26 protein-coding genes are annotated in these 26,026 nt (G+C 56.3%); 13 read left to right on the plus strand and 13 right to left on the minus strand.

Features of this window, described 5'->3' with window-relative positions; genetic code table 11:
• Positions 1-5: 5 nt before the first annotated feature.
• Positions 6-893: a LysR family transcriptional regulator gene (locus AB4O40_RS18810; protein ID WP_056726901.1), complete on the minus strand. Its 888-nt coding sequence runs from the start codon at positions 891-893 to the stop codon at positions 6-8.
• A 128-nt stretch (positions 894-1,021) separates the two neighbouring features.
• On the opposite strand from AB4O40_RS18810, the gene lysM reads away from it, so the two are divergent.
• On the plus strand, positions 1,022-1,462 hold the full coding sequence (gene lysM, locus AB4O40_RS18815; protein ID WP_007972838.1) for a peptidoglycan-binding protein LysM: 441 nt from the start codon (positions 1,022-1,024) through the stop codon (positions 1,460-1,462).
• A gap of 95 nt (positions 1,463-1,557) precedes the next feature.
• Here the strand turns inward: lysM and yrfG are convergent, their stop codons facing one another.
• The gene (gene yrfG, locus AB4O40_RS18820) at positions 1,558-2,220 is read right to left on the minus strand and encodes a GMP/IMP nucleotidase (protein ID WP_056726900.1); all 663 of its coding nucleotides are present in this window, start codon (positions 2,218-2,220) and stop codon (positions 1,558-1,560) included.
• 88 nt (positions 2,221-2,308) lie between these two features.
• Between yrfG and nudE the strand changes: the two genes are divergently transcribed.
• The gene (nudE, locus tag AB4O40_RS18825) at positions 2,309-2,875 is read left to right on the plus strand and encodes an ADP compounds hydrolase NudE (protein WP_056726899.1); all 567 of its coding nucleotides are present in this window, start codon (positions 2,309-2,311) and stop codon (positions 2,873-2,875) included.
• Positions 2,872-3,699 carry a 3'(2'),5'-bisphosphate nucleotidase CysQ gene (gene cysQ, locus AB4O40_RS18830; RefSeq protein WP_460053674.1) on the plus strand — a complete coding sequence of 276 codons (828 nt, stop codon included), beginning with the start codon at positions 2,872-2,874 and terminating at the stop codon, positions 3,697-3,699. The genes nudE and cysQ overlap by 4 nt, the downstream gene beginning before the upstream one ends.
• Before the next feature lie 133 nt (positions 3,700-3,832).
• On the opposite strand, the gene AB4O40_RS18835 is transcribed toward cysQ, so the two are convergent.
• The 4 genes from AB4O40_RS18835 to rfbC form a co-directional block, all read right to left on the minus strand.
• Positions 3,833-4,288, minus strand: coding sequence for a thioesterase domain-containing protein (locus AB4O40_RS18835; protein WP_056726897.1), 456 nt, complete (start codon positions 4,286-4,288; stop codon positions 3,833-3,835).
• Between the two features lie 40 nt (positions 4,289-4,328).
• On the minus strand, positions 4,329-5,723 hold the full coding sequence (locus tag AB4O40_RS18840) for a sigma-54-dependent transcriptional regulator (protein WP_223541939.1): 1,395 nt from the start codon (positions 5,721-5,723) through the stop codon (positions 4,329-4,331).
• Positions 5,720-7,528 (minus strand): sensor histidine kinase, encoded by a 1,809-nt coding sequence (locus AB4O40_RS18845; RefSeq protein ID WP_223541940.1) that lies wholly within the window; start codon positions 7,526-7,528, stop codon positions 5,720-5,722. Before AB4O40_RS18845 ends, AB4O40_RS18840 begins: the two co-directional genes overlap by 4 nt.
• Before the next feature lie 93 nt (positions 7,529-7,621).
• Positions 7,622-8,167 carry a dTDP-4-dehydrorhamnose 3,5-epimerase gene (gene rfbC, locus AB4O40_RS18850; protein WP_056726895.1) on the minus strand — a complete coding sequence of 182 codons (546 nt, stop codon included), beginning with the start codon at positions 8,165-8,167 and terminating at the stop codon, positions 7,622-7,624.
• 188 nt (positions 8,168-8,355) lie between these two features.
• On the opposite strand from rfbC, the gene AB4O40_RS18855 reads away from it, so the two are divergent.
• From AB4O40_RS18855 to AB4O40_RS18900, 10 genes are all read left to right on the plus strand, one after another.
• Complete coding sequence (locus tag AB4O40_RS18855; RefSeq protein ID WP_056726894.1) at positions 8,356-11,268, plus strand: aminotransferase; 2,913 nt, start codon at positions 8,356-8,358, stop codon at positions 11,266-11,268.
• Between the two features lie 322 nt (positions 11,269-11,590).
• Positions 11,591-12,697 carry an agmatine deiminase gene (aguA, locus tag AB4O40_RS18860; RefSeq protein WP_409079096.1) on the plus strand — a complete coding sequence of 369 codons (1,107 nt, stop codon included), beginning with the start codon at positions 11,591-11,593 and terminating at the stop codon, positions 12,695-12,697.
• A 244-nt stretch (positions 12,698-12,941) separates the two neighbouring features.
• Complete coding sequence (locus AB4O40_RS18865) at positions 12,942-13,154, plus strand: hypothetical protein (RefSeq protein WP_008003171.1); 213 nt, start codon at positions 12,942-12,944, stop codon at positions 13,152-13,154.
• A gap of 221 nt (positions 13,155-13,375) precedes the next feature.
• Positions 13,376-14,047 (plus strand): DsbA family protein, encoded by a 672-nt coding sequence (locus AB4O40_RS18870; protein WP_460053670.1) that lies wholly within the window; start codon positions 13,376-13,378, stop codon positions 14,045-14,047.
• 261 nt (positions 14,048-14,308) lie between these two features.
• The gene (locus AB4O40_RS18875; protein ID WP_409079098.1) at positions 14,309-15,595 is read left to right on the plus strand and encodes an OprD family porin; all 1,287 of its coding nucleotides are present in this window, start codon (positions 14,309-14,311) and stop codon (positions 15,593-15,595) included.
• A 248-nt stretch (positions 15,596-15,843) separates the two neighbouring features.
• The gene (locus AB4O40_RS18880) at positions 15,844-16,161 is read left to right on the plus strand and encodes a hypothetical protein (RefSeq protein WP_056726890.1); all 318 of its coding nucleotides are present in this window, start codon (positions 15,844-15,846) and stop codon (positions 16,159-16,161) included.
• Positions 16,151-16,435, plus strand: coding sequence for a helix-turn-helix domain-containing protein (locus AB4O40_RS18885; protein WP_056726889.1), 285 nt, complete (start codon positions 16,151-16,153; stop codon positions 16,433-16,435). Before AB4O40_RS18880 ends, AB4O40_RS18885 begins: the two co-directional genes overlap by 11 nt.
• A 220-nt stretch (positions 16,436-16,655) precedes the next feature.
• Positions 16,656-16,877: a tautomerase family protein gene (locus tag AB4O40_RS18890; protein WP_056726888.1), complete on the plus strand. Its 222-nt coding sequence runs from the start codon at positions 16,656-16,658 to the stop codon at positions 16,875-16,877.
• Positions 16,874-17,530 (plus strand): DsbA family oxidoreductase, encoded by a 657-nt coding sequence (locus AB4O40_RS18895; RefSeq protein ID WP_460053668.1) that lies wholly within the window; start codon positions 16,874-16,876, stop codon positions 17,528-17,530. Before AB4O40_RS18890 ends, AB4O40_RS18895 begins: the two co-directional genes overlap by 4 nt.
• A gap of 44 nt (positions 17,531-17,574) precedes the next feature.
• Positions 17,575-18,285 carry an SDR family NAD(P)-dependent oxidoreductase gene (locus tag AB4O40_RS18900; protein ID WP_056726886.1) on the plus strand — a complete coding sequence of 237 codons (711 nt, stop codon included), beginning with the start codon at positions 17,575-17,577 and terminating at the stop codon, positions 18,283-18,285.
• Positions 18,286-18,611: 326 nt separating this feature from the next.
• On the opposite strand, the gene AB4O40_RS18905 is transcribed toward AB4O40_RS18900, so the two are convergent.
• The 7 genes from AB4O40_RS18905 to AB4O40_RS18935 all read right to left on the minus strand — a co-directional run bounded on the left by AB4O40_RS18905 (position 18,612) and on the right by AB4O40_RS18935 (position 25,279).
• Complete coding sequence (locus AB4O40_RS18905) at positions 18,612-19,400, minus strand: SIR2 family NAD-dependent protein deacylase (RefSeq protein WP_112196099.1); 789 nt, start codon at positions 19,398-19,400, stop codon at positions 18,612-18,614.
• On the minus strand, positions 19,400-19,954 hold the full coding sequence (locus AB4O40_RS18910) for a non-canonical purine NTP pyrophosphatase (RefSeq protein WP_112196100.1): 555 nt from the start codon (positions 19,952-19,954) through the stop codon (positions 19,400-19,402). The genes AB4O40_RS18905 and AB4O40_RS18910 overlap by 1 nt, the downstream gene beginning before the upstream one ends.
• Complete coding sequence (locus AB4O40_RS18915; protein WP_112196978.1) at positions 19,944-20,927, minus strand: adenosine deaminase family protein; 984 nt, start codon at positions 20,925-20,927, stop codon at positions 19,944-19,946. The genes AB4O40_RS18910 and AB4O40_RS18915 overlap by 11 nt, the downstream gene beginning before the upstream one ends.
• A 253-nt stretch (positions 20,928-21,180) precedes the next feature.
• Entirely contained in the window at positions 21,181-22,323 is a 1,143-nt protein-coding gene (locus AB4O40_RS18920) for a beta family protein (RefSeq protein WP_112196101.1), read from the minus strand.
• Complete coding sequence (locus AB4O40_RS18925; RefSeq protein WP_460053665.1) at positions 22,320-23,540, minus strand: ImmA/IrrE family metallo-endopeptidase; 1,221 nt, start codon at positions 23,538-23,540, stop codon at positions 22,320-22,322. Before AB4O40_RS18925 ends, AB4O40_RS18920 begins: the two co-directional genes overlap by 4 nt.
• Complete coding sequence (locus AB4O40_RS18930) at positions 23,530-23,808, minus strand: type II toxin-antitoxin system HigB family toxin (RefSeq protein WP_058418254.1); 279 nt, start codon at positions 23,806-23,808, stop codon at positions 23,530-23,532. Before AB4O40_RS18930 ends, AB4O40_RS18925 begins: the two co-directional genes overlap by 11 nt.
• A gap of 493 nt (positions 23,809-24,301) precedes the next feature.
• Positions 24,302-25,279, minus strand: coding sequence for an integrase domain-containing protein (locus tag AB4O40_RS18935; protein WP_460053664.1), 978 nt, complete (start codon positions 25,277-25,279; stop codon positions 24,302-24,304).
• Positions 25,280-26,026 lie beyond the last annotated feature (747 nt).

Raw genomic sequence — 26,026 nt, forward strand, 5'->3', positions numbered from 1 at the left:
GTCGATCAAGCGCCGATCAGCGATTGTTGATAGAGGGCAAAACAGGCTTCTGCCAGCGCCGAGCGTGGCGCGCTGCGACGCATGATCAGCCCCAGGCGGCCGAGGGTCTGGGCGTTCTCGATCGGTTGCAGGCGCAAGTGTTCGGTCAGGCCTTCGAGGCCGCCGTTCAATGGCATTACGGCGCAACACAAGCCGCCGTGCACGGCTTGTAACAGTTGATGCACGGCATCGGTCTGCAGCAACGGTTGCGGGGTCAGGCCACGGCTGTGGAAGTTGTGGTCGATGGACTGACGAAAGTGCATGCCGCTGGTGAGCATGCCCAGCGGCAGTTCGATCAAGGATTCCCAGCTCAGCGGTGCCTCGCCAAAGCTGAAGAAGCGTTGATCATAGAGCAGGCCCATGCGGGTTTCGCTGAAGGCCAGTGAGTCGAAGTGTTCGGTATCGAGGCGTTCCAGGTAGGAAACGCCGAGGTCCAGGCGATTGTTCGCCAGTTGCTCGAGGATCTGCTCGGAACTCAGGGCCGAGAGTTCGAAGCGCAGGTTTGGGTGCTCGGCGTGCAAGCGTTGCATCAGTGGCAGCGGATCGAAGCTCGACAACGGCACTACGCCCAGGCGCAAGGTGCCGACCAGATTGCCGCGACAGGCGGCTGCCTCGGCGTACAAGCCGTCGTAGGCCGCCAACACCGTGCGCGCCCAGGCCAGCACCCGCTCGCCTGGCGCGGTGAAGCCTTCGAAGCGCTGGCCGCGATTGACCAACGGCAGGTCGAGTTCTTCTTCGAGGCTGCGCAGGCGCATGGACAGGGTCGGCTGAGTGATGTGGCAACGCGCGGCGGCCTGGCCGAAATGGCGGGTTTCGTCGAGCGCGATGAGGAATTTCAGCTGCTTGATGTCCATCTGCGCTCCAAGGGGTGGGAAGGTGCGGATTCTATCGCAAGCGGGGTCATTGGTCGGGTTGGATTCGCAGGTGACGACCGTGGTCTAGGCTCTGACGTCTGGAACCCGAAACCCAAGGAGAGTGCACCATGAGTCTTTTGAGCTTTGTGAAGGAAGCAGGCGAAAAATTGCTGGATTTGCTGACGCCAGGTAACGCCAACGCCAGTGAGCAGTTGAAGGAGCACATCAGCAAGGTCGGCCTGGGCAACCCGAATGTGCAGGCGACGGTCGACGGCGACAAGGTCACGGTGACCGGTGAAGTGGCGAGCCAGGAAGAGAAGGAAAAGATTCTGCTGGCGGTGGGTAATATCGCCGGGGTTGGCAGTGTGGATGATCAGATCACCGTGACCGGCCCGGTCGTGAAAGCGGCGGTATTTGTCACCGTGGTGAAGGGTGACACCCTCAGCGCGATTTCCAAGCGCGTGTACGGCGATGCCAACAAGTACAACAAAATCTTCGAGGCCAACAAGCCGATGCTGTCGCACCCGGACAAGATCTATCCGGGGCAGTCGTTGCGGATTCCTGAGTAACACGAGGCCCGTAGGAGCTGCCGCAGGCTGCGATCTTTTGACCTTGACGCAATTAAGATGAAAAGATCGCAGCCTGCGGCAGCTCCTACGGTCAATCAAAGTCCCGCAATCAAATCCCGATAATCCCCGACCGCCGCAAACTCCGCCGTATCCTTCGGCCCCTTGCGGCTGTCCGGCTCGCGCACGGCCAGCAAATGCGCCACGCCGAAGTCCCGCGCGCTGCGCAGGATCGGCAAGGTGTCGTCGATGAACAGGCTGCGCGCCGGATCGAAATCGATATCGGCTTGCAGCGCATCCCAGAATTGCGGGTTTTCCTTGGGGAAGCCGTAGTCATGGGAACTGATCAAGCGTTCGAAGTAGGGCGCCAGTTCGATTTTTTCCAGCTTCAACGACAGCGCATCCCGATGGGCATTGGTGATCAGCACCACGCGCTTGCCCGCCCGTTTGATCGCCGCCAGAAAGGTGTCGGCATCCGGACGCAGGGCGATCAGGTGCGCGGTTTCCAGTTTCAGGTCGCGCACCGACAGCTTCAGTTCGGTGCTCCAGAAGTCCAGGCAGTACCACTGCAACTGGCCGGCATTGCGCTCGAACAACGGCTGCAATTCCATCTCGGCCATGGCCCGGCTGACCCTGTGCAGTTCGGCGTAACGCTGGGGCAGGTGCTCCATCCAGAAGTGATTGTCGAAATGCAGGTCCAGCAGCGTGCCGTCCATGTCCAGCAGAACGGTATCGATGTCGGACCAGGGTAATGAAGGCATGGCAACGTCTCGGGCAGTAGAAAGATTTCTGGCGTAAACAATCGGGAAAGCCGCGTTATAGTAGCGCGTTCACGCCAAGGAGCTTTGCATGCGCCAGAAACCCACCATACTCGCCCGCGAAATTGTCGCCACCAGTCGATTGTTCTGCGTGGAAGAGATGAAGCTGCGCTTTTCCAACGGCGTGGAGCGTACGTATGAACGCCTGGTCGGCAAGGGCGCCGGGTACGGCGCGGTGATGATCGTGGCGATGCTCGATGCCGAGCATGCGGTGCTGGTCGAGGAGTATTGCGGCGGCACGGATGCATATGAAATGTCATTGCCCAAGGGCTTGATCGAGCCGGGTGAAGACGTGCTGGCGGCGGCCGAGCGCGAACTCAAGGAAGAGGCCGGATTTGGCGCGCGGCAACTGGAGCACCTGACCGAGTTGTCGCTGTCCCCCGGTTACATGAGCCAGAAGATCCAAGTGGTGCTGGCCACCGACCTCTACGAAGAGCGTCTGGAAGGCGACGAGCCCGAGCCGATGCGGGTGGACAAGGTCAATCTGCGTGAACTCTCGGCGCTGGCGCAAAACCCGCAGTTTACCGAAGGCCGTGCCTTGGCGGCGCTGTACCTGGCCCGAGACCTGTTGACTCAGCGCGGAGCGTTCCAGCCATGAATTTCCCACACCCGATGATGGCATCGGTGATTGAACTGGCTTTGCAGGCCGGTGATGCGATCCTGCCGTTCTGGCGCACAGGCACGGCCGTCACGGCAAAGGCTGATGATTCGCCGGTGACCGCTGCCGACCTGGCTGCTCATCACCTGATTCTGGCCGGGTTGACGGCGCTCGATCCGAGCATCCCGGTGCTCTCCGAAGAGGACGCCAACATTCCCCAAAGCGTGCGGGCCGGCTGGCAGCGCTGGTGGATGGTCGATCCGCTGGATGGCACCAAGGAATTCATCAGCGGCAGCGAAGAGTTCACCGTCAACATCGCGCTGATCGAAAACGGTCGGGTGGTGTTCGGCGTGGTGTCGATGCCGACCAACGGGCGTTTTTACGTCGGTGGCGCTGGCCTCGGTGCCTGGCGCGGCGATAAAGGTGGTACGCCCGTGGCGATCAAGGTGCGTGATGCATTAGCGCCCGGTGAGTCCTTCACCGTGGTGGCCAGCCGTCGCCATTCGAGCCCGGAGCAGGAGCGCTTGCTGGCCGGGTTGAGCGCCAGCCTTGGCGAGCTGCAACTGGCCAATATCGGCAGTTCGCTGAAGTTTTGCCTGCTGGCCGAAGGCGCCGCGGATTGCTATCCGCGCCTGGCACCGACTTCCCAGTGGGACACGGCGGCAGCGCAAGGTGTGCTGGAAGGCGCGGGCGGTGAAGTACTGGAGTTGAGCGGTGAGCCGTTCAGCTATCCGGCGCGGGAGTCGCTGTTGAATGCGTTCTTCCTGGCATTGCCGGCGAAGGCAGCCTGGCGGGAGAAGCTGCTGGAATTGGCGCGGTCTTGAGATTCACACCTTTTTGTGGCGAGGGAGCTTGCTCCCGTCGGGGCGCGAAGCGGCCCCAATGCTTTATTGCGGCTACTGTGTAGCCTGACGGGAGCAAGCTCCCTCGCCACAGGGTTTCTTACCGATCTGAAGTTCAGCGGTGCAACACGTACTGCCCGACAAACCTCACCGCATCCTCATCACGACCTTCATTGACGACCCGCGTATGCAGCGTCAACCGCGCTCGGCTGTATCGCTGGAAGGTGGTCAGGAATTTCTTCCAGATCACCGGGTCCGGCGCCTGGCAAATGGCGTGGGCATCCCCCGTCACCGGCAGCGGATAGCTGATCTGCCCTTCCTGAATCACGATGTGCCCGTCGGTAATGCCTTCCTCCTTGAGGCGCAAATGCAGCCATCCCCAACCGGCCAGGACCGCGCCGCAATACAGGCTGCCGCCGAACATGGTGCTCTTGTGGTTGACGTTGGCTTCCAGCGGCAAGTGCAGGCGCAGTTGCTGGTCATGCCAGTCGAGCACTTTGAGGCCCATGTCCCGGGTGAGGGGAATGTCATGATGGAGAACGGATTCCAGTTGTCGACTGTCGCGGCTCATTCAGGGGCCTCTGGCGTGAAGTGGATGATTGGACGGTAGCTCAGTCGAGATCGTCAGGGTGGGCCGAGGCACCACTGTCGGCGAAACTCAGACCGTGCTTGCGCAGTTTGTCATGCAAGGTCTTGCGCGGAATGCCGAGGGCTTCGGCAACGCTGCGCACGGAGCTGTGCGAGCGTGCCAGTTCGGCGGCGATGAGGGTTTTTTCGAAGTTCTCCACTTGCTCGCTCAAACCGCCGCTGACGACTTCGACCCTGTTGCCAGCGCCGCCATCCGGCGTGCTGTTGTCGAGGGCCAGTTCCAGCCCGAGGGCAAAACGTTCGGCGGCATTTTGCAGCTCGCGCACGTTGCCGGGCCAGGTGTGGCGCAGCAGCAACGCACGTTGCCCCGGTTGCAGTTCATGGGGTGGCAAGCCGTGGCGGGCACTGGCTTCATCGGCAAAATGCTGGAACAGCATCAGCGCATCTTCGCCCCGTTCACGCAGCGGTGGAATCCGTAGCGGCGCGACGTTCAGGCGGTAATACAGGTCGGCACGGAAACGCCCCTGATCCGCCGCCTGGCGCAGGTCTTCCTTGGTGGCGGCAATGATGCGGATGTCCAGCGGGATCAGTTGATTGCCGCCCAGGCGTTCGACCACCCGCTCTTGCAGCAAGCGCAGCAACTTGACCTGCACATCCAGGCTCATGCTTTCGATTTCATCGAGGAACAGCGTGCCGCCATTGGCGAATTCGAACTTGCCGATGCGACGTTTCTGCGCGCCGGTGAAGGCGCCGGGCTCGTGGCCGAACAGTTCGCTTTCGACCACCGATTCGGCCAGGGCACCGGCGTTGATCGCCACGAACGGACCGTTGCGACGGCTTGATAAATCGTGCAGCGCCCGGGCCACGACTTCTTTGCCAGCGCCGGTTTCGCCGAGGATCAGCACGTCGGCCCTGGTCGCCGCCAAGGCGCCGATCTGCTCGCGCAGGCGCAGCATCGAAGGTGAGTGGCCGACCAGGCGCGTGCTCAGCTCGTTGCGGTCGCTCAAGGCCAACCGCAGGCTGCGGTTGTCCAGCACCAGTCGGCGCAGGGCCAATGCGCGGCGTACGCTGTCGAGCAGGGCGTCACTGGCGAAGGGTTTTTCCAGAAAGTCATAGGCTCCGGCGCGCATGGCCTGCACGGCCAGCGGCACATCGCCGTGGCCGGTGATCAGCAGCACCGGCAGCTCCGGATCCTGGGCGTGCAGTTCGGTCAACAGTTCGAGACCGTCCATGCCGGGCATGCGGATGTCGCTGACCACCACCCCTGGCCAGTCACGTTCAAGTTGTGTGGCCAGGCCCTTGGCTTCGGCCAGTGGCAGGATTTTCAGGCCGGCCAGATCCAGCGTTTGACTCAGGGCTTGGCGCAAGTGGGGATCGTCGTCGATCAACACGACCTGAATGCGGTTGTCGATGGTCATGCACTTCGGTCCTCGGACGGTTGCAGGCTCACGCCCGGTGCGCCTGCGCGCAGCTTCAGGGTAATCAGGGCGCCGCCCTCCTTGTGGTTGGCGAACGACAGTTCACCGCCGAAGGCGCGCATCAGGGTTTCGCAAATCGCCAGCCCCAGGCCGAGGCCCTGGGTGCGGGTCTTGGTGGTGTAGAACGGCTCGCTGGCGCGCCCAAGGGCTTCCATGCAAAAGCCTGGGCCGTTGTCGCGAATGTACAGGTTGACGCCATCGGCCGTGGATTGGGCACTGAGCCAGAGTTTACGTGGCGGGCCTTTTTCCGTCAGGGCGTCCAGGGCATTGGCCAGCAGGTTGCCGAGCACCTGGCGCAGGCGGGTTTCCCCGGCCTCGACCCACAGGGTGGCGGCGGGCAAGTCGCGGATCAGTTCGACTTCCATGCTGCGTCGACGCTTGGCCAGCAAGGCCAGGGCATCGTCCAGCGCCGGTTGCAGGGCGACGCTTTCCGGGGCGTGGCGGTCGCGCCGGGCAAAGGCGCGCAGGTGGGCGATGATCGAGGCCATGCGACCAGTCAATTCGCTGATCAGCTTGAGGTTGCCTCGGGCGTCGTCGGTGCGCTGGTGATCGAGCAATACTTCGGCGTTTTCCGCGTAGCTGCGAATTGCTGCCAGCGGCTGATTGAGTTCGTGGCTGATGCTCGCCGACATGGTGCCCAGCGCCGACAATTTGCCGGCCTGCACCAGATCATCCTGGGCGCGGACCAGCTCTTGCTGGGCCTGCTCGCGTTCCAGCACTTCCTGTTTCAGGCGTCGGTTCAGGCCCTCGAGATCGCTGGTGCGCTCGGCGACCCGGCCTTCCAGCTCGCGGCGGGCCTTGGCTTCGAAAGCGATGCGTTCGAGGTAGTGGCGACGGCGCTGCATCATCAGGCCAAGCAACAGCATCAACACCAGCAACGTTGCACCACCGATAGCCACCACCGTGCGCACCGGGCGGTCGATCAAGGTGCGCGGAGCGAGGATGCTGACGTCCCAGCCGGTTTCAGCGATCTGCCGGGTCTGGGTCAACCAGGCATTGGTATTGAGCTTCAGCGGTTTTGGATCGCGGGTTGGATAGGGCTGGATCGCCGTGATGGCTTTGCTTTCGTCTTCGCTCAACGGGCGGGTCGAGCGGAATCGCCACTCCGGTCGCGAGGTGAGAATGACCACGCCGTTGTGGTCGGTCAGCAGCAGTTGTTCCGGGGTTTTGCCCCAGAGGCTTTCGGTGTGGTCGAGGTCGACCTTGACTACCAGTACACCAACGATTTTTTCGCCATCACGTACGCCGGCGGCAAAGAAGTAACCGCGCTTGGCGGATGTCGTGCCCAGGCCGAAAAAGCGCCCGAGGCGCCCGGCCATGGCTTCGCTGAAATACGGCCGGAAGGAAAAATTACGCCCGACAAAACTGTCGTGTTTGTCCCAGTTGGAGGCGGCCAGGGTCTTGCCGGTGGCGTCCATCAGGTACATGACTTCGGCACCGGTCTGGGTGGCGATGTTTTTCAGCAAGCGGTTGGCATTGCCTTGGGTGACGCCATCGTCCGGCGCGCCGAGCACGGCACGCAAGGCCGGCAGGTCGCCGAGGATTTGCGGCAACACTTCATAGCGGTGCAGGGTACCCAGCAGGTTGGCGACGTAGAGGTCGAGGGTCTGACGATTCTGGCTGGCCAGCTCGCTGCGGTAGTAACGCTCGGCGAGATGCTCCAGCGGCCACAGCAACGGCGCCAGGCACAGTGCCAGCAGGGCCAGGCTGCGCCAACGGGGTCTGGGAGGAAGAGTTGGTTTCATGAGCAGCATGCGCCTGTGGGTACAGGCGCATTATGCCTAGGCTTGCCCGCCTTGGGTCAGTTGCATCTTGATTGGCGAGTTTCAGCCGGCCTGTCAGGCAAAGACATCGGCGTCCCTGAAAAATACCCCGGCCTGATCTTTCGCCGACAGCTGCGGCGTGCCTTGCAGTTGCCAGTCGATGGCCAGGTCCGGGTCGTCCCAGCGAATGCTGCGCTCGGCCGATGGCGTGTAGTAGTCGGTGGTTTTGTAAAGAAACTCGGCAAATTCGCTCAAGACCACGAACCCGTGGGCGAAACCTTCCGGGACCCAGAGCTGGCGATGATTGGCGGCAGACAGGCGCACAGCGACCCATTTACCAAAGTGAGGCGAGCTGCGACGGATGTCTACGGCGACGTCCAGCACTTCACCGACCGTGACGCGAACCAGTTTTCCCTGGGTATTTTCCAGTTGGTAATGCAGGCCGCGCAGCACGCCCTTCTGCGAACGGGAGTGATTGTCTTGAACGAATTCAGTCTCCAGCCCGGTGGCCTCTTTGAATGCCCTGGCGTTGAAGCTCTCGTAGAAGAAACCACGTTCGTCACCAAAGACCTTGGGTTCGAGGATCAGAACACCGGGCAGGTCGGTGGTCACTACATTCATGGTGGCTCTCCAGCAGTGTGCGTTTAATGGCCGCCATTCTTGCGCAAAGTGCTGATCGAGGCGAGTACCAGAACAAAACCTGTGGGAGCAACTGTGTTCACAAATGCCCTCATACCAGTTCCGGGGGGTTGCGTATCGCCCGAACCAGTGGCGATATAGGCGCCTAATAAAATTTCAGGGGTCGTTGTATGCCGCTCGCCACGTTGATTCATCGCGCCAGTTTGCCCAGCCCGCAGGTGTCTGCGGAGCAAGCGCTAGGGCTGCTGGAAGAACATTACGGGTTCAGTGGCAGGTTGCAGGCCCTTGGCAGCCAGCAAGACCTGAACTACCGCGTCGACAGCGAGCGGGGACGTTTCGTCCTGAAAATCTGCCGTGGCGACTACTCGGTACTGGAACTCCAGGCACAACATGCCGGGCTCAAGCATCTGGGCGAACATCCCGATGTACATGTGCCGCGTGTTATCACGGCGAAAAACGGTGCAGACCTGCTGTCGCTGGACGTGGATGGCCAGGCGGTCCACGTTCGCCTGCTCGACTACATCGAAGGCCAGCCGCTGACGAGCCTCGGTCGTTTCACCCCGACGGTGGTGTCCGGCTTCGGGCGCCTGTGTGGTGAAATGGACCTGGCCCTGGCGGATTTCGACCATCCGGGGCTGGAGCGAACCCTGCAATGGGACGCCCGCCATGCTCACGCCCTGATCGCGCATTTGCTGCCGTTGATCAAGGATGAGGCCCAGCGCAAATTGCTCATCGAAGCGTCCGCGCAAGCCGAGCGGCATTTGCAGCCACTGCAGGACAAACTGCCGGTGCAGGCCATTCACATGGACATCACCGACGACAACGTGGTGTGGCAGCGCGATGCGCAGCGCCATTGGCAGCTGCAAGGCGTGATCGATTTCGGCGATCTGGTGCGCACCTGGCGCATTACCGATCTGTCGGTGACCTGCGCAGCGCTGCTGCATCATGGCGAGGGCGATCCGTTCTGCATTTTGCCGGCAATCCAGGCCTATCACGCGGTCAACCCGTTGCAACACGAAGAACTGCTGGCGCTGTGGCCGCTGATTGTCGCCCGCGCGGCGGTGTTGGTGCTCAGCGGCGAACAGCAGATCAGCATCGATCCTGGCAATGCCTACAGCCGCGACAATCTGGTCCATGAATGGGAAATCTTCCGTGTGGCCACGTCGGTGCCGTTGGCGCTGATGGAAGCGGCGATCCTCACCGCCGTCGGCCAGAACCTGCCCACCATCGGCAGCGAAGGTTTCGCACCGCTGTTGCCGAACCTGGTGGGGCGAGAGTTCGCGCTGATAGACCTGGGCGTGCTCAGTCCGCATTTCGAGGCCGGGAATTGGGAGCAGGAGGGCGTCGATCAGCGCCTGCTGGATGAAGCGGCCGCGGCACATGGCCTGGCGGCCAGTCGTTATGGGCAATACCGCCTGTCCCACACCCGCCCGGACAGCGCAGCTGAACCGGACACTTGCCCGTTGCACGTCGAGTTGCGTGTGCCTCAGGGCACGGCGGTCGAAGCGCCGTTTGCCGGGGTGGTGCATCATCCATCGGCGGGCGTGCTGCAACTGGACGGCCCGCAATTGAGCGTGCGGCTTTGGGGCGTCACGCCGTCGCTGCACAGCGGCGCTGCCTTGGTCAAAGGCCAGGTACTGGGTTCGGTCAGCGGGCCATTGATCGTGCAGTTGTGCCGTGGCGCGTCGATCAATGCGCCGTTGTTCTGTACGCCTTCGCGCGCGGCGGCCTGGCAGGCGTTGTGCCCTTCGCCGGCGGCGTTGCTGGGTCTGGCCTGTGACGCCGAAGCCGAACTCGACGGCCCGACCTTGCTGGCCCGGCGCGATGCCAGCTTCGCCCGCACGCAAAAACACTATTACGTCGACCCGCCGCGTATCGAGCGTGGCTGGCGCAACCATTTGATCGACATGCAGGGCCGCTCCTACCTCGACATGCTCAACAACGTGGCGGTGCTGGGCCACGGCCATCCACGCATGGCCGCCGTTGCCAGCCGCCAGTGGTCGTTGCTCAACACCAACTCGCGCTTCAATTACGCAGCCGTGGCCGAGTTCTCCGAACGTTTGCTGAAGCTGTCCCCTGACGGCATGGATCGGGTGTTCCTGGTCAACAGCGGCAGCGAGGCCAATGACCTGGCGATTCGCCTGGCGTGGGCCTACAGCGGCGGCCGCGACATGCTCAGTGTGCTGGAGGCCTATCACGGCTGGACGGTGGGCGCGGATTCGGTGTCGACCTCGATCGCCGACAACCCCAAGGCCTTGAGCAGCCGTCCGGACTGGGTACACCCGGTGACCGCGCCAAACACCTATCGCGGTGAATTCCGTGGCCCCGACAGCGCGCCGGATTACGTGCGCAGCGTCGAACACAACCTGGCGAAAATCGCCGAGCAGAATCGCCAACTGGCCGGGTTCATCTGCGAACCGGTGTATGGCAATGCCGGCGGTATCTCGTTGCCCCCAGGCTATTTGAAACAAGTCTATGCCATGGTCCGGGCTCGGGGCGGCGTGTGCATCGCCGACGAAGTGCAGGTCGGCTACGGGCGCATGGGCGATTTCTTCTGGGGCTTCGAAGAACAGGGCGTGGTGCCGGACATCATCACCATGGCCAAGGGCATGGGCAACGGCCAGCCACTGGGCGCGGTCATCACCCGCCGGGAAATCGCCGAGGCGCTGGAAGCCGAGGGTTACTTCTTCTCGTCCGCAGGCGGCAGCCCGGTCAGTTGCCAGGTTGGCATGGCCGTGCTGGATGTGATGCAAGAAGAAAAACTCTGGGAGAACGCCCAGGTCGTGGGCGGGCATTTCAAGAAGCGCCTCGAAGCATTGATCGATATTCATCCGTTAGTGGGCGCGGTGCACGGTTCCGGTTTCTATTTGGGTGTCGAACTGATCCGCAACCGCGAAACCCTGGAACCGGCCACCGAAGAAACCACCGCACTGTGCGATCGTTTGCGTGAACTGGGGATCTTCATGCAGCCGACCGGCGATTACCTGAACATCCTCAAGATCAAGCCGCCGATGGTCACCTCGCGCCAAAGCGTGGATTTCTTCGTGGACATGCTGTCGAAGGTGCTCGCGGAGGGGCTGTAAACACATCCCCCTGTAAATGCGGGCCAATGTGGGAGCGGCGGTGCGACGATTCGACTTGCTCGCGAAGAGGCCGGTATATCCGACGCAAATATTGCGCCTGGAATGCCGCTTTCGTCGGAACGCCGCCCGGAGCAAACCTGCTCCCACATGGATGGTGGTTTTAATTCGATTGATATCGGCTTTTTATCGGTTGTTTTTGTAACGGAGGATGTAAGGTGCTTCAAAAGCCGATATTTATCGGATATAAAGTGGCCAGTCCACGGCGTGTACCAATGCGCTTCCATTTCTGTCAGGTATCAATGTCACTCCGGAGTCCTGAGCCATGACCACGTTGAACAGCACCCCTCGCGCCGACGGCTTCTACATGCCAGCCGAATGGGCACCCCAAACCCAGGCCTGGATGATCTGGCCCGAGCGCCCGGACAACTGGCGCCTGGGTGGCAAACCGGCACAAGCCGCCCACGTGGCAGTGGCCAAGGCCATCGCCCGCTTCGAACCGGTAACCGTGGCGGTTTCCGCCGGCCAGTACGAAAACGCCCGCGCCCGTCTGGATGTGCCGAATATTCGTGTGGTTGAAATGTCCAGTGACGACGCCTGGGTCCGCGACACCGGCCCGACCTTTGTCATCAATAACAAGGGTGAAGTCCGTGGCGTGAACTGGGATTTCAATTCGTGGGGCGGTTTTGACGGCGGCCTGTATTCGCCGTGGAACCGTGACTCGCAGGTCGGCGGCAAGATCCTCGAGATCGAGCGCAGCCCGCGCTACCGCACCGAAGGCTTCGTGCTGGAAGGCGGTTCGATTCACGTCGACGGCGAAGGTACCCTGATCACCACCGAAGAATGCCTGCTCAACCGCAATCGCAACCCGCACATGAGTCGCGCAGAAATCGAAGCGGTCCTGAGTGCGAACCTGGCTGTGGATAAAATCATCTGGCTGCCGGATGGCTTGTTCAACGACGAAACCGATGGCCATGTGGATAACTTCTGCTGCTACGTGCGCCCGGGTGAAGTGCTGCTGGCCTGGACCGATGATCCGCAAGACCCGAACTACCCGCGCTGCCAGGCAGCGATGAAAGTGCTGCAAAGCAGCACCGACGCCAAGGGCCGCCCGTTCACGGTGCACAAGATGCCGATCCCGGGTCCGCTGTTTGCGACCGAGCAAGAGTGCGCCGGTGTCGATCCGGTCGACGGTACGCAGGAACGTAATCCGACTGTTCGCCTGGCCGGTTCCTACGTGAACTTCCTGATCGTCAACGGCGGCATCATCGCGCCGTGCTTTGACGATCCGCAGGATGGCCCGGCAAAGGAGATCTTGCAGAACCTGTTCCCGCAACATGAAGTGGTGATGGTGCCTGGTCGCGAACTGTTACTGGGGGGCGGCAATATTCACTGCCTTACCCAGCAACAACCCGCGCCGCACAAGGAGTGAGTGAAGCCGTAACAGCTTGAGTTGATTGCAAAATTCCTCAGGCTGTCGATCAGCCACCATTGTTGCGCGGAGCCCGCGGCCCTACAGGCCTGCGGGCTTTTTTGTATCTACAAGGACACACTTCAGAAACCTTGGCACAGCTCTTGTATCTCTGCTGTTGTAACTCGGGGAGGGGGAGGACTTCGATGTTCTGTCATAAACCTTGGATAAGTTAGCCGCTCACAAACCGGGAGAGAGCGCTGAAATGAACGCCGAAGTGAATGTTGTGGGCGAAAAGGCGTTGCATCCCCTGGCAGTAAATAGCGAATCGCTCCAGATCCTGGCGCACTGGTTCAAGTCCAATGGAATGCGTCAGATCAGCGAAACTGATCCGCGCCGGACGATGATCGAGCGTTACCCTGCTGGTTTATTCAGCGAAGCGGAACTGGATGCGTTGTGGGATGTGATGGAAGGATAAGAAGAAAAACAACGGATTGAACAAGAAAAGCGCTGCCGGGATGGCAGCGCTTTTTTTTGCCCGCCGATTCATGCAATCACCAAGACCTCACAGGGTTTTGTGAGGCAACCATTCGACCGATTCAAGCAACAGACTGAAAGCCAATCCGGCGTTTTTCCGGGGCCGCTGCGGCACTAACCTGCCGACATCGAATTTTCCTGAATTTCTGTCGGAGCTTTCCCATGATCCTGCATTACATCTACGACCCCTTGTGCGGTTGGTGCTACGGCGCCAAACCGCTGGTGCAAGCCGCCCAGGCTGTGTTGCCCGTGATTGCACACGGTGGCGGCATGATGACGGGGGCCAATCGGCAAAAGGTTTCGCCACAACTGCGCAATTACGTCATGCCTCACGACCGGCGCATCGCCGAATACAGCGGGCAGCCGTTCGGTGAAGCCTATTTCGAAGGGTTGCTGCGTGATCACAGCGCTGTGTTCGATTCAGCGCCACCCATCGCTGCGGTGCTGGCTGCCGAGCAAATGACCGGTCGCGGGCTGGAGTTGCTGGGAAATTTGCAAAGTGCTCACTACGTTGAGGGGCGCCGCATCGCCGACGAGTCGGTACTGTTTGAACTTGCCCAGGGCATGGGGCTGGACCGCGAAGCCTTCGAAAAAACCTTCAGGTCGGCCGACACCGAAGGCCATATCAGGAACAGCCGTGCTCTTCTGGCCAAGGTCGGCGGGCAGGGCTTTCCGACCCTGGCGCTTGAGCACGATGACCAATTCACCCTGATCGATATCGGGCCATGGCTAGGCAAGCCCCAGGCATTTGCGCAGTGGCTGGGTCAGTCGCTACCTGATCAGGGGGCATCCATTTCCGTAGCAGCCTGTGGCCTCAATGGCTGCGATGATTGAATATTCCTGCCGCGTAAAGCCATTTCTTAGACGGTTTTCGCCTGTTTTTAGAAGATTCATGAAATTGACACATCGTTGAGGGCGCAGCTACGATTCGGCCCAACGCCTGTGGCCGACTGCCACGATCAACAATTATAAAAAGGCCCGCCGCGAGAAATCGTGGGCGGGCCTTTTTGTTTTCGCCATGAAAAAAGAGCGCGATAGCGCCGTTTCGGCCGTTCGACACAGCGCGTATCAACCGGAAATAAGGAAAAGAACACGATGTTGAACAAGCGAATCAGCCTGATCGCTCTGGGGATGTTGAGTGCGACACAGGCCATGGCGAACGACCAGGCCGAATCCAAGGGTTTTGTTGAAGACAGCAGCCTCAAAGTGCTGCTGCGTAATGCTTACATGAACCGTGACTACAAAGACGGCAACCCGGATAAATCCGAGTGGGGCCAGGCGGCCATCGGCACGTTCTCGTCCGGCTTCACCCAAGGCACAGTCGGTGTGGGGGTGGACGCTTTCGGCCTGTACGCCCTGAACCTGGAACGCAGCGAGGACCGTAGCGGCGCGCAAGGCATCGATTTCTTCAAGAAGGGCGACAGCGGCCAACCGGCCGACGACCTGTCCAAGGGCGGCGCGGCGATCAAGTTCCGCCTGTCCAGCACCACCCTGACCTACGGCGACCAGATGCCGGCCCTGCCGGTGCTGAACTACGACAACTCGCGCCTGCTGCCGGAAAGCTACACCGGCACCTTGATCACCTCCAAAGAGATCAATGGCCTGCAACTGGACGCCGGTCGCTTCACCGCCGAGTCGCGCAAAAGCGCCGAAGGCCGTGACAGCGGTGGCTTGAAGTCGATCAACGTATTGGGCGGTAGCTACCAGTTCACCGAGCAATTCAAGGCTGCGCTGTACGCTTCCGACGTCGAAGATGTGCTGAAGAAGCAATACGTGAACGCCAACTACGTGTTCCCGATCGACAAGGATCAGTCCCTGACCCTGGACTTCAACGGCTACCGCACCAAGCTGGAAGATTCCTACGTCCGCGAAAACGGTATCACCGGCGACGACAACAAGATCTGGAGCCTGGCGGCCACCTTCATCACCGGCCCGCACTCGTTCACCCTCGCTCACCAGCGCAGCACCGGCGACAGCAACCTGGGCTACGCCTACGGCGGCTACCAGAAAGACCAGGGTCGCATCGGCGACGGCGGCAACACCATCTACCTGGCCAACTCCTACTGGTCCGACTTCAACGCCGAAGACGAACGCAGCTGGCAACTGGGCTACGGCCTGGACTTCAGCACCTTCGGTGTACCGGGCCTGAGCTACAACGTGGCCTACGTGCGCGGTGACAACATCACCACGTCCACCAGCGAAGGCGGCACCGAGCGCGAGATTTTCAACCAGATCAAATACGTCGTCCAAAGCGGCCCGGCCAAAGACCTCAGCGTGAAACTGCGCAGCTCCGTCCTGCGCGTGTCGCAGAAGTCGAGTGAGTACAACGTCAGCGGCAATGAAGTGCGTGTGTTTGTGGATTACCCGATCAATATTTTCTGATGATGGGTTGTGGTATCGAGGTCTGATGCAAGGCTGAGAAAAAAGAAGAAGCCCCGACTGGTTCGGGGCTTTTTTGTGCTGTTGATGTGCTCATGTCGTCAAAACTCGATTTTGGTAACACGTCTTCCGAACGTGTCGTCTGCGGCGACATGTTCGGAAGACGTGTCGCAAAAAGTGGAAAATTGCGACACGTCTTAGCACTTCAAATCGATTGCTCGCATATACGGCAATGCCGTATAGTTGGGTCCATGTTCACGATTATCGAAACCGAAATTTTCAAGCGTTATGCTGAATCCATCTGGGACGATGGCGAACGTCATGAATTCATTACCTGGCTGGCGGCTAATCCGCTGGCCGGCGATGTGGTTCCTGGCAGCGGTGGTCTTCGCAAGGTCCGTTGGTCCCGTAACGGGATGGGCAAACGAGGCGGTACCCGTGTCATTTACTACAACACGCTTTCTGAAGGCTCAATCTGGTTGTTAATCGCCTACACCAAGGCGAAGTTCGACAATTTACCCGCGGCCTTCCTCAAGCAACTGAAGGAGGAAATCAGCAATGGTCAATGAACTGGAGCAATTCCAGCAGGACTTGCTGGACTCTGTGCGTCAAATGAAAGCAGGCAAAGCCGCTCGCGTGACAGAGGTGCCGTTGTCTACGGCAGCTGAAGCACGGGCCAAAGTCGGTGTATCTCAAAGTGCATTCGCCAAGCTGATTGGAGTCAGTTTGCGAACGTTGCAGGATTGGGAGCAGGGGCGGCGGCAACCGACGGGAGCAGCGCAGACGCTGTTGCGTGTGGCGAGTCAGCATCCTGAGGCATTGCGTGACCTTCAAGCGATTTAGCTAAGAAGGCAAACTCCATTCTCAACACATCGCCGACTTTTGAGAAAGTCGGCAGGTTTCTCGATGGGCGCCAGTACTTTGCATGCCTTCTCTTTAATTCATTACACCACGTAACGAATGAAGTTCCCGCCCCCACCTTTATCCCCTCCCGCCAACCCCATACATTCATCTCCAACGCCTCTCCCATCATCCCGACGGGAAGGTCACTGGAGTTGCCCTCATGCCTTTCGTAACCGTACGCATCACCCGCGATGGCGTTACCACAGAGCAGAAAGCTCAGGTCATTGCCGAGATCACTGAAACACTGGAGCGCGTGCTCAATAAACGCCCTGACCTGACCCACATCGTGATCGAGGAAGTCGACACCGATAACTGGGGTTACGCCGGAATCACCACCACCCAGTACCGCAAGCAACTGGCCGAGACGCAAGGGCAGTCATGACGTCCTCCGTCACCATCGATTTCATTTCCGATGTGGTGTGCCCCTGGTGCGCACTGGGGGCGACGGCGCTGGAGCAGGCGATCGAGAACGTGGCCGGGGAAGTCTCGGTCGAGCTGACCTACAAGCCATTTGAGTTGAACCCGGACATGCCGGCCGAAGGTGAGCAAGCGGTCGAGCACTTGATGCGCAAGTACGGGAGAACGGCCGACGACGTCGCCGCCGGCAAGGCCATGCAGATCGCTCGCGGCGAGGCCATCGGCTTCAAGTTCGATCTGGAGAAGCGCACGCACTTCTACAACACCTTCGATGCGCACCGCTTGTTGCTGTGGGCGTTGCAGGAAGGCCGGCAGGTCGAGCTGAAGAAGGTGCTGCTACGGGCCTACTTCAGCGAAGGCCAGAACCCGAGCGATCACTCGACGCTGGTGCGCCTGGCGACTGAAGCGGGGCTGGATGCGGCAGGTGCGAGCGAGGTGCTGGCGTCCGACGCATTCGCCAGCGAAGTGCGTGAGCTTGAAATTTATTACCGCCAGCACGGCATCAACTCGGTCCCGGCCATGGTGCTGAACGGTCGCCATCTGGTGTCCGGTTCGCAATCGGTCGAGTACTACGAACAGATGTTGCGACAAATGGCGAACGCCCCGGCCGAAGCCTGATTACAGATTTTCTACCCCATTCTTTATTGTCAGAGGTCTTCATCATGAGCATTTCGAAAAAAGTCATCGTAATCACCGGCGCATCCCAGGGGCTCGGCGACGGTATGGTCAAAGCCTTTCGTGAACTCGGTTACCGGATCGTCGCCACTTCGCGCTCGATCAAGCCGTCCACCGATCCGGACATTCACACCGTGGCCGGTGACATCGGCGAGCCGGAAACCGCCCAGCGTGTCATCCGTGAAGCGATGTCCCGTTTCGGTCGCATCGACACCCTGGTCAACAACGCCGGGATCTTCATCGCCAAGCCGTTCACCGCGTACACCGCAGAAGACTACGCCAATGTGTTGTCGGTGAACCTCAATGGCTTCTTCTATATCACCCAACTCGCCATCGCCGAGATGGAAAAGCAAGGCAGCGGCCACGTCGTCAATATCACCACCAGCCTGGTGGACCACGCCATCGACGGCGTGCCATCGGTATTGGCATCGCTGACCAAGGGCGGCCTCAACGCAGCAACCAAATCCCTGGCCATCGAATACGCCAAGCGCGGGATCCGGGTGAACGCGGTCAGCCCGGGCATCATCAAGACCCCGATGCACGGCGAAGAAACCCACGCAGCACTGGGCAATCTGCACCCGGTCGGTCACATGGGCGAGATCGATGATATTGCGCAAGCGGTCGTGTATCTGGACGGCGCCAAGTTCGTGACTGGCGAAATCCTGCACGTGGACGGTGGTCAGAGCGCGGGGCACTGAAAGCGCTTTTTCAAACCCCGGAAACAACAAAGCCCCTGCATTTCTGCAGGGGCTTTGTTTTGTATGGTGCGGCATCAGGAGTCGAAAAATCGGACTTTTTTAATTCAATACAATGAGATAACAGCTATGGTTAATCTGCTATACCCCTAAAGCTACCCTAAGATTTTGCAGTTTTTTCGCTAGGGATTATTCCCATAGCAGGTGCAACGATGTGGTTAATAAATTTCAGAGTCTGCTTTTAGACTTTTGGCCTGCTGAGAGCCATCTTTAAAATCAGGCCGAAGTCGTAAATTTCTTTGATTTAGGCTGCTAAAGCTGCATTTGAGTTATACAAAATTCTCTAAAAATTCCGCGAGAGCATCTCCTTGGGAGTCTACCTGAGAGGAAAGCATGTTAATTCCCCATTGGTTAAGAATGGCTTCTTGGACGGGGTTTGGTCTAGGTGAAAATATGTATGACCGAGGCTGTGCCTCACTATTGCAGTTGGCCTTCCAGATTTTGGATAACTTGTAGAATAGGAACCTTAAATTTATATCGGCAAGTCGGTAACCAATGAATAGTACTGATTTGCCAAGCACGTCCGATCGCAATTTAATATCTAGAGGTGTTTCGAATTCTAATCTTTCAAAATAACTAGTTTCATCAAGTACTATCGAGGTGTCATCATCGAAGTCTCCGTGAAACTTAATTATTTGAGTGCTTCCAGGTCTTATTTTAGTTACGTCAGATACTGATGCTATTTTGGTGTATGGCTTTTGGAAGTGATCGAATGTGTTTTCGAGCCATCGATCATAGTTTGTAGTATAAATTATTGGAAAGTTGGCTTTTGCAATCAGTTCATGAATTTTCGACGATTCGATATTGATAGTCGGAGCATGCCAGCTTCGGTCCATCCAGCTTCGGAGGGGACCGATACTACCTTTTTTGATCCTATAATATTCGGCAAGGGCGTAATGATCGCCAAATGTCTTATAAATCTCAGGGTCATACCCTAGTTCTTGAGCGATTTTGTCGATCAGTTCGCCCCAAGATGGAAGCCCCAGATTGGTGGATACTCCAGCACCAACGAAAAGTATAACGTTGCCTTGCTTAAAAGATGATAGTAACTGTTCCATCAAGTATTTCCATCTTTAAGAAACTGTTTAAATTTATCGAATGCAATACGCCTCATCGATATGTCATTTTTTCTATCCCCCATTTCCGCGAAAGTTTCAGTAAAGCCTTCTGGAATAAAAACACAATCCCACTGAAAGTCTCTGTTTCCTCGGGGTTCAGCAGATATGGTGCCTTTTATTGCACCTTCAAAAAGATGGATTTTCATAGAGTCGCAATATCCAATTATCGTTTTTGCGACCAAGTTAGTATTTTCCCCGGATCCAAACAGGGTCGAAAATTTGTCAGCTTGAAGCTTGTCCCAAAAAATCTGTGTTAATCCACCTGGGAAGCCATTGAGGCTGTCAATATAGAGACCAGTATGCTCGACGAAAACAGGACGTCCTATTATATTGAAAGCCTTCAGTAATTTATCTCTGACCAAACTATCAACATTCTCAGTTTGGATTTCATCAATTGAGTATCGGGCAGCAACGACCTCTACTCCAGTATCCTGAAGTATTTGTTGGACTTCTTGGACTTTGAAGTTGTTTTTTGAAACAAATCTAATTTTCATTTTGATCTTCCATGAAGCTATATTTTCTTTGTAAGGTCAGCATGTTCTCGAGGATGGCACTATTTTCTGTTTCTTTATAGAACTCATTATAGTCATCGCTAATGCTCGCACCGTGAATCGCCGGATTGTCCGAGCAAATAACGAATGGTACACCGAATTTTATGAACTCGCATACAGGGTGGGACTCGCTTGATTTTACAGCACCTGTTAGGCGGTTGCTAATAGGGCATACCTCTACACATATATCGCGCTTGTGCATCAATTCCATGATTTTAGTTGATTTGAATGCGGCTGTACCGTGTCCAATCCTGTCAGCATCAAACTCGGTGATAGCTTCTATAATATTTTGGGGGTTGCCTGTTTCCCCTGCGTGTATAGTGACTTTTAATCCTAAATCAGATTTTGCTTTCCGATATAACTGAGGGAGTTCTGTTGGAGATACGGTATCTTCGTTGCCAGCTAAATCTAGTCCTACTATTATTCCGGGCTTACCAATAGATGCATAAGCGGCTAAGAGGGTACGTAGATGTTCCGCAGCGTAATCCCCGCGTGAAACCGTTAATATCAGCCCGCCCCTAATACCGTATTTTAATGAGGCGCTGTAAATCTCTTCGGTCAACCACAAGAGCGCCTCGGGTACTGTGACGTTATTAAGGAGTGCAAGATAAATTACGCTACTCCGTAACTCGACAAACTTTACATTCTGAGCTGCTAGGTTTTCGAATGCACTAAAAACCATTAAATTGAGAGCTGTGCGACCTTGAGGAATAAGCCTTAAAACTTGCCAAGGCTTTAGATATGTCTGAAGGTCAGGGGAAGGTGTAAACCTGGTGAGGTCTCTTTCTAAATTAAAATTATCAGGAATTTCTGCTCCCTGCTGCTGGAGTAAATCAATAACTAGGCGAGTACTGACGAGGCCATTTAAGTGTACGTGTAGCTCACCCTTTTCCATGCTTTTAAAATCGTGTTCCATCAGAGAGGTCTTCATCAATAAAAAGTTGATCTAGAGGCTAAATTGCGCTGGTAATATGAAGGGTGCGAAATAGGCAGTAAAGATCTCTAGGCTTATAATTGGTAACAAGGCTTTAGACGCAGTTACAAGCTGAAAATCCTTGGGTGACGATTTTATTAGATCCGGACTCATCGAGTCCGGACGTACTGCTGGGGGGCATCCCATACCCCCTTTTGATATATTGGTCCAGAAGCTAATTATCTTGGAAATTACTTCAAGAGCTCAATTCGCTTTCTTCTAAACTTGAACCAATAACGGATAGCTCAAAGTTGTTAACTTCGGCCATCACATAGGCCAGATGGTGGCTAGTGTCATTGGTAATCCATTGTGGGTGACCCCCCATACACTCTTTCTTGCTGCATTCTAAAATACGGTTATCACCCCAGCTAAAGGTTTCCCCCATATAGTATCTAGACTCAACAACAGTTTTGGCGAGCCCCCACATTTGTTGACCTTTTCCAGGAAGCTTCATGGAGTGACCGCGAACTATGAAAAAGTGCTTATCGATCGTATATCTGATTTTTCCATTAGCGTGAGGGTTTCGAATGCCTTCGTTACTCGACGGACCTCGTACACCATAGTCACTATAGATGATCCGCAATTTCGGATTGCTTTGACGGATCGCTTGCCATACCAACATTTCTTTGCGTGGAATGATATCTGATGTATCGGGTTTCTTTACAGCTAGATCAATTGATTTAGGCAGTGAGCATCCTGATACAGCAATGTAGCTGAATGCGTATTTTTCAAGGATAGAAAGAATTGAATCTACCTTATCCAGCATGTCTACAACGGACCAACCGGTCACGTCGCCAAAATCAATTAGGCAAGAGCAGTTGCTTGGTTCAAGTGACAAACCGTCTAAGATAGACTCAATGTTCTCTTCGAAAAACTCTGGCTCTTCGGTGTCCTCTAAGGCTTGAAGATCAAGGCGTATACAGGATTGATGTAAAAGTTCTGGATCTAAGTTTTGTAGTGCCAATCGATAAGCTTGGTTTTCCCAGCGGTCATATCCGATTATTGGACGGATATTAACTCCGAGCGCAGTGAGTCTGCCATAAATATATTGGACGATATGCTCTCCAGACTCTACAGTCGCGTCTGGTTGCCAATGGAAGGCATCGACCATCGATGTTCTGCCTTTCCATACAGCGGCAATCCTATCAGTCACTTCGTTTAGGTACGCTGTGGTCAGATGAGCGCATCCTTCAAAACGCTTTGCTTCAGTAATGTTCTTGCCGATACGTGGGATTTCAAACAAAGGACAAGTTCGGTCGGCAGTTATCTTGCTCATTTGAGCAACTGCTTTGAATTCGCTATCCATTGCTTTGAGAACAGGTATGTATCGAGGGGTCATTTGAAAACCTCGTAATCAGCTGTGGATAAAAACAACGATTTTACTTGGTGCTGCCCTGTCAAATCTGGAAAGCTACTATAATTTCCAGATTCTTTCCTCAATCTACCGGCAATTATAGCTGGATGGATTCTAAGCTCTCTTGCTAATGCCTCTATGTTTTCTCTATTTGGGGAGATAAAGGCATCACTTCTTCTCCAGATTCCTCTAGGAATAAATGCCTCTCGCGCCAATCGATTGGCTTCCGCCTCACGCCGATCCTCCGACTCTGTATTAAGATCGTCTAAAAAGGCATCTTCATTCCCTACATGCTTCCAAATATGGGCGACCTCATGAAGCAGCGTGAACCAGAAGTTGTCTAGCCTATCGTATCTCAGTGTTAACGCGACAATTGGAGTGCCATCATTATCTTTCAGAGCTGCACCGTCCAATTGAGTGCCTTTAAGGTGAGGCTCAATTACTACTGCTATTCCTTGCCTTTCCAAATACTCTACAGCAAGTAGCGGGCCGCGTTCCGACCAGCTAAGTTGTGCGAGCTCTCTTAAAAAATTGCTGGAAATATTTTCACTGTTGAACGGGCCAAGTTTTGGTTTTCTTATACGTGCGGATTGTATTACTCTAGCTAGCCAAGCATAAAGGGAGTATTGGGTTGTTGGAGATTTTGCTTCTCCCGAAAGCGTTCTTCGAAATGCTGCGGCTCCGAACTGTAATCCTGCGTCTGAGATGAAATGTTTAACAATATCTTCAACCGAAGTTTTTGCTTGAAATGAAAAGTTTTGCAGCCATCCCCTACGTGTCATTTCTTTAATTGGAAATTTCGACCAATCTATATCTTGTTTTGTTTGCTCGTTATCAGGGGTTGATAAACCTATAAGAGTTTCTGCAGATATGCCCAGTCCAAGTGATAACGCTCGAATCATTTGAACGGTTAAAGGTCTTTTTCTATTTAAAACTTCTGAAACCCGACTGCTGGTACCGAAGTAGGGAACGAGGTCTGCCTGCTTCAATCCCTTTTCTTGCATGCGAAAGAGAATTGCATCAATTGGATCTGGCGGCTCAACTGGGTACTTACTATTTTCGTAGGCTTCAAGTAGGACAGTGAGTACTTCAAGTCTGTCACTATCAGTAGTGTAAAGGGATGGATTTTTGGCCATCAGTACCTGAACTTCTTCAAGGTATGCTCGGTACTGTTCGTCTGTCCGGATAACCTTAGTGTCCATGGGTGTCTTCGCTAACTTTTAGATCTGTAATAAGGGCTACACCCTGCGGGAAGACGATTAACAGTTGTATCGTTAAGCCGCCATTACATACAGGGAATAAAAACGTACCATTGCCAGTGTTTTTGGCATTTGGGAATTGGCTGCTCACTTCAGTGGGATGCTTCCAGTGAGCGCTCATGACCTCAGACGCCCAGGTTCGCACCCACTTCTCAATTTCGCTGCCGATGCCTTTCAAGCTGGCTAGCTTTTCACGTCCGATGAGTCGCATATTTTTTCTTCCCGATTTGGGAGGATAATGCTCGGATTAGATAAGGCTGTCAATATCCCAATTTGGGAAAACTATCTATGCGTAAGCGTCAGTGCTTTTCCCACGAAGGCTTTCGCGTGATGGTTGGCTCTCTTGGGGTGGGGCGGAAATCCACAAGGTCGTTTCTCCTTGTTTTGACTGACTATCATTCCCACAAGCTATGGGTCTAGAGCAGACAATTTGATGGTACGTAACGTCCAGGTCTTTCCGGCCCTTTTGCAAACCAAATGCGCGGTAACCAGATAGTAGGCCCGTGTGTAGGGGGAGTGCTGGGCTAGATGAATGTCGAAAAACCAGACGAGATGCTTTCGTTGCCAGGTCCAAGGATTGTCTCGTTGCCAGCGATCAGAGATCGCCGCTTGAATGATCTTTGCCTGGCGTATATGACGCTCGCGTGTGGCATGCGATCCGGTCAGGACGGCAGCCAGGAAAAGCTCGATGTCGAATGGCTTACTCACGTCCTACCGCCGATATAAGCTGACACAATGTCGACCCTGCCGTGGCCCAGTTCATAGCTGATTTTGGTTCTGGTTTCCTGATCGAGACGCGGGTCGAGCTGGTAGCATCTGCCTCCGTTGATCGGCGCTTGATGGTGGGAGAGCTGCTCATAGCGTTCGCACGCATAGGCCGCCCGCAATTCGTGAAACCCTTTAAGGTTGTGCGTATGGAGGATGTCCCGGGCAGGCCGAACGACGCACTGCCTGAAGTCGCGAAAGCTTTCGTGCGGAGCTAACAGGTTGCGGCTACCGTCGGGCGAGACTTGTTCGGCAAACCTCAGCGCGTCACGAATATGATCATCTACCGTAATCCATCGATGTGCCGGCGCACCCGAGCGCCCACCTTTGGTGCCATCCTGGATGTTGATCCTGCCGAATTGGTTTGCCTCACGTTTTAGGCGTACAAGGTCGGCCAAGATAGCCTCTCGCAAGCGCATTCCGGTGGCTCTTGCCAACTGTGTAATAGCGGCGGCACGGGGATGCTGTTCGCGAAGCGCGTCGATAATGCGTATCACCTGTTCACGATCCTGACCTTGCGGTATCGCTGAGCGGACCGTGGTGCGCTGCATTCCCAGCTCTTTGCTCGGACTCGGTACTTTTACATACTGATCACCGCGAAGCGCGGCCATGGTCCGATTCACACTAGACAGTCGGTTTTGTGCAGTGGCGATGGCCAGCTCGCCTTGTTCAACTTGATTTCGGAGGTGCCCGGCGTAGTCCTGCAAGGTCTGCCGATCAATTTGCCGCGCATCGTTGAACCCCGGTCCATCTTTTGATCGACACCATCGTACAAATGCTTGCCACCGATCACTGTGTGCTTTGACGGTCCCGTAATGCCCGTCGCCAAACAGATCTCGTAGCGCTTGCGGCCCGGCATAGCTCAGTTGCCGACCATAGCCAAAATTGCGCCCGTCACGTTTACCTACCAGTGCCATGATCGAACTCCTCTCGAAGCCAAAACTTTTAAAACCTTCCCCACGTCATCCCGCCAAGAATGCTGAGTGTTATCAGGGATCAAGGCCCCTGCGACCTGTGAGGGTTGTCCACTAACGCGGGACTGGCGGCTCCTTACGACCGGGAGCTTGGGCATCTCATGATCTGGCCTCCTGAGCACTTCCGAAGAAGTGGGCGGGTGGAGGCAGCACTGGCTGACGAGACCAACGCCTGAAGATCCTGAGCCGGGTGAAAGCAGCGATGCGATGACCGGGGCATACCTGACTGTCAGTCAGGTGCAGTCCATTCCCCTGGTCTGCGGCACCATCATCGGCATCGCTGTTGCTGGTGACTTCGGTGTTTGTCACGTCGATTGTCACGAGGGGGAATGCCGCAAAGCCTTGTACGAGCTGGGCTGCAGCAGCGACAGGAACGCCCGTCTCTTTCCGGGAGAAAGAGACGGGCGCAGGTTGGCGCAAGGAAATGGCCAAGCGGATAGGTTGCTGCAGGGCAGCTATGAAAGGGGATGAGTTGCCGCAGTGGGCATACTGGTAAAAGTAGGCATCCATCACATCGCTGTGACCGTGCGAGCCACCGGACGCTAATCGCACTTCGGGAGAACCACCACCGTGTGGCGTAGCCTTAAAGGTTCTGGCTACCTGGGTTGCTGTCAACGACAGCGCTTTGCCCGATCTTTTCTACGCCTGTGGATAATTCGGGTCAAGGCTCGAATTATCGGGGGTTCTGCG

Source organism: Pseudomonas sp. S2_F07 (assembly GCF_054668325.1).

What these genes read in the sequence shown, in the direction of transcription:
- AB4O40_RS18810 (WP_056726901.1), bottom strand. Translation starts at nt 893, where the DNA reads ATGGACATCAAGCAGCTGAAATTCCTCATCGCGCTCGACGAAACCCGC.
- lysM (WP_007972838.1), top strand. Translation starts at nt 1,022, where the DNA reads ATGAGTCTTTTGAGCTTTGTGAAGGAAGCAGGCGAAAAATTGCTGGAT.
- yrfG (WP_056726900.1), bottom strand. Translation starts at nt 2,220, where the DNA reads ATGCCTTCATTACCCTGGTCCGACATCGATACCGTTCTGCTGGACATG.
- nudE (WP_056726899.1), top strand. Translation starts at nt 2,309, where the DNA reads ATGCGCCAGAAACCCACCATACTCGCCCGCGAAATTGTCGCCACCAGT.
- cysQ (WP_460053674.1), top strand. Translation starts at nt 2,872, where the DNA reads ATGAATTTCCCACACCCGATGATGGCATCGGTGATTGAACTGGCTTTG.
- AB4O40_RS18835 (WP_056726897.1), bottom strand. Translation starts at nt 4,288, where the DNA reads ATGAGCCGCGACAGTCGACAACTGGAATCCGTTCTCCATCATGACATT.
- AB4O40_RS18840 (WP_223541939.1), bottom strand. Translation starts at nt 5,723, where the DNA reads ATGACCATCGACAACCGCATTCAGGTCGTGTTGATCGACGACGATCCC.
- AB4O40_RS18845 (WP_223541940.1), bottom strand. Translation starts at nt 7,528, where the DNA reads ATGAAACCAACTCTTCCTCCCAGACCCCGTTGGCGCAGCCTGGCCCTG.
- rfbC (WP_056726895.1), bottom strand. Translation starts at nt 8,167, where the DNA reads ATGAATGTAGTGACCACCGACCTGCCCGGTGTTCTGATCCTCGAACCC.
- AB4O40_RS18855 (WP_056726894.1), top strand. Translation starts at nt 8,356, where the DNA reads ATGCCGCTCGCCACGTTGATTCATCGCGCCAGTTTGCCCAGCCCGCAG.
- aguA (WP_409079096.1), top strand. Translation starts at nt 11,591, where the DNA reads ATGACCACGTTGAACAGCACCCCTCGCGCCGACGGCTTCTACATGCCA.
- AB4O40_RS18865 (WP_008003171.1), top strand. Translation starts at nt 12,942, where the DNA reads ATGAACGCCGAAGTGAATGTTGTGGGCGAAAAGGCGTTGCATCCCCTG.
- AB4O40_RS18870 (WP_460053670.1), top strand. Translation starts at nt 13,376, where the DNA reads ATGATCCTGCATTACATCTACGACCCCTTGTGCGGTTGGTGCTACGGC.
- AB4O40_RS18875 (WP_409079098.1), top strand. Translation starts at nt 14,309, where the DNA reads ATGTTGAACAAGCGAATCAGCCTGATCGCTCTGGGGATGTTGAGTGCG.
- AB4O40_RS18880 (WP_056726890.1), top strand. Translation starts at nt 15,844, where the DNA reads ATGTTCACGATTATCGAAACCGAAATTTTCAAGCGTTATGCTGAATCC.
- AB4O40_RS18885 (WP_056726889.1), top strand. Translation starts at nt 16,151, where the DNA reads ATGGTCAATGAACTGGAGCAATTCCAGCAGGACTTGCTGGACTCTGTG.
- AB4O40_RS18890 (WP_056726888.1), top strand. Translation starts at nt 16,656, where the DNA reads ATGCCTTTCGTAACCGTACGCATCACCCGCGATGGCGTTACCACAGAG.
- AB4O40_RS18895 (WP_460053668.1), top strand. Translation starts at nt 16,874, where the DNA reads ATGACGTCCTCCGTCACCATCGATTTCATTTCCGATGTGGTGTGCCCC.
- AB4O40_RS18900 (WP_056726886.1), top strand. Translation starts at nt 17,575, where the DNA reads ATGAGCATTTCGAAAAAAGTCATCGTAATCACCGGCGCATCCCAGGGG.
- AB4O40_RS18905 (WP_112196099.1), bottom strand. Translation starts at nt 19,400, where the DNA reads ATGGAACAGTTACTATCATCTTTTAAGCAAGGCAACGTTATACTTTTC.
- AB4O40_RS18910 (WP_112196100.1), bottom strand. Translation starts at nt 19,954, where the DNA reads ATGAAAATTAGATTTGTTTCAAAAAACAACTTCAAAGTCCAAGAAGTC.
- AB4O40_RS18915 (WP_112196978.1), bottom strand. Translation starts at nt 20,927, where the DNA reads ATGGAACACGATTTTAAAAGCATGGAAAAGGGTGAGCTACACGTACAC.
- AB4O40_RS18920 (WP_112196101.1), bottom strand. Translation starts at nt 22,323, where the DNA reads ATGACCCCTCGATACATACCTGTTCTCAAAGCAATGGATAGCGAATTC.
- AB4O40_RS18925 (WP_460053665.1), bottom strand. Translation starts at nt 23,540, where the DNA reads ATGGACACTAAGGTTATCCGGACAGACGAACAGTACCGAGCATACCTT.
- AB4O40_RS18930 (WP_058418254.1), bottom strand. Translation starts at nt 23,808, where the DNA reads ATGCGACTCATCGGACGTGAAAAGCTAGCCAGCTTGAAAGGCATCGGC.
- AB4O40_RS18935 (WP_460053664.1), bottom strand. Translation starts at nt 25,279, where the DNA reads ATGGCACTGGTAGGTAAACGTGACGGGCGCAATTTTGGCTATGGTCGG.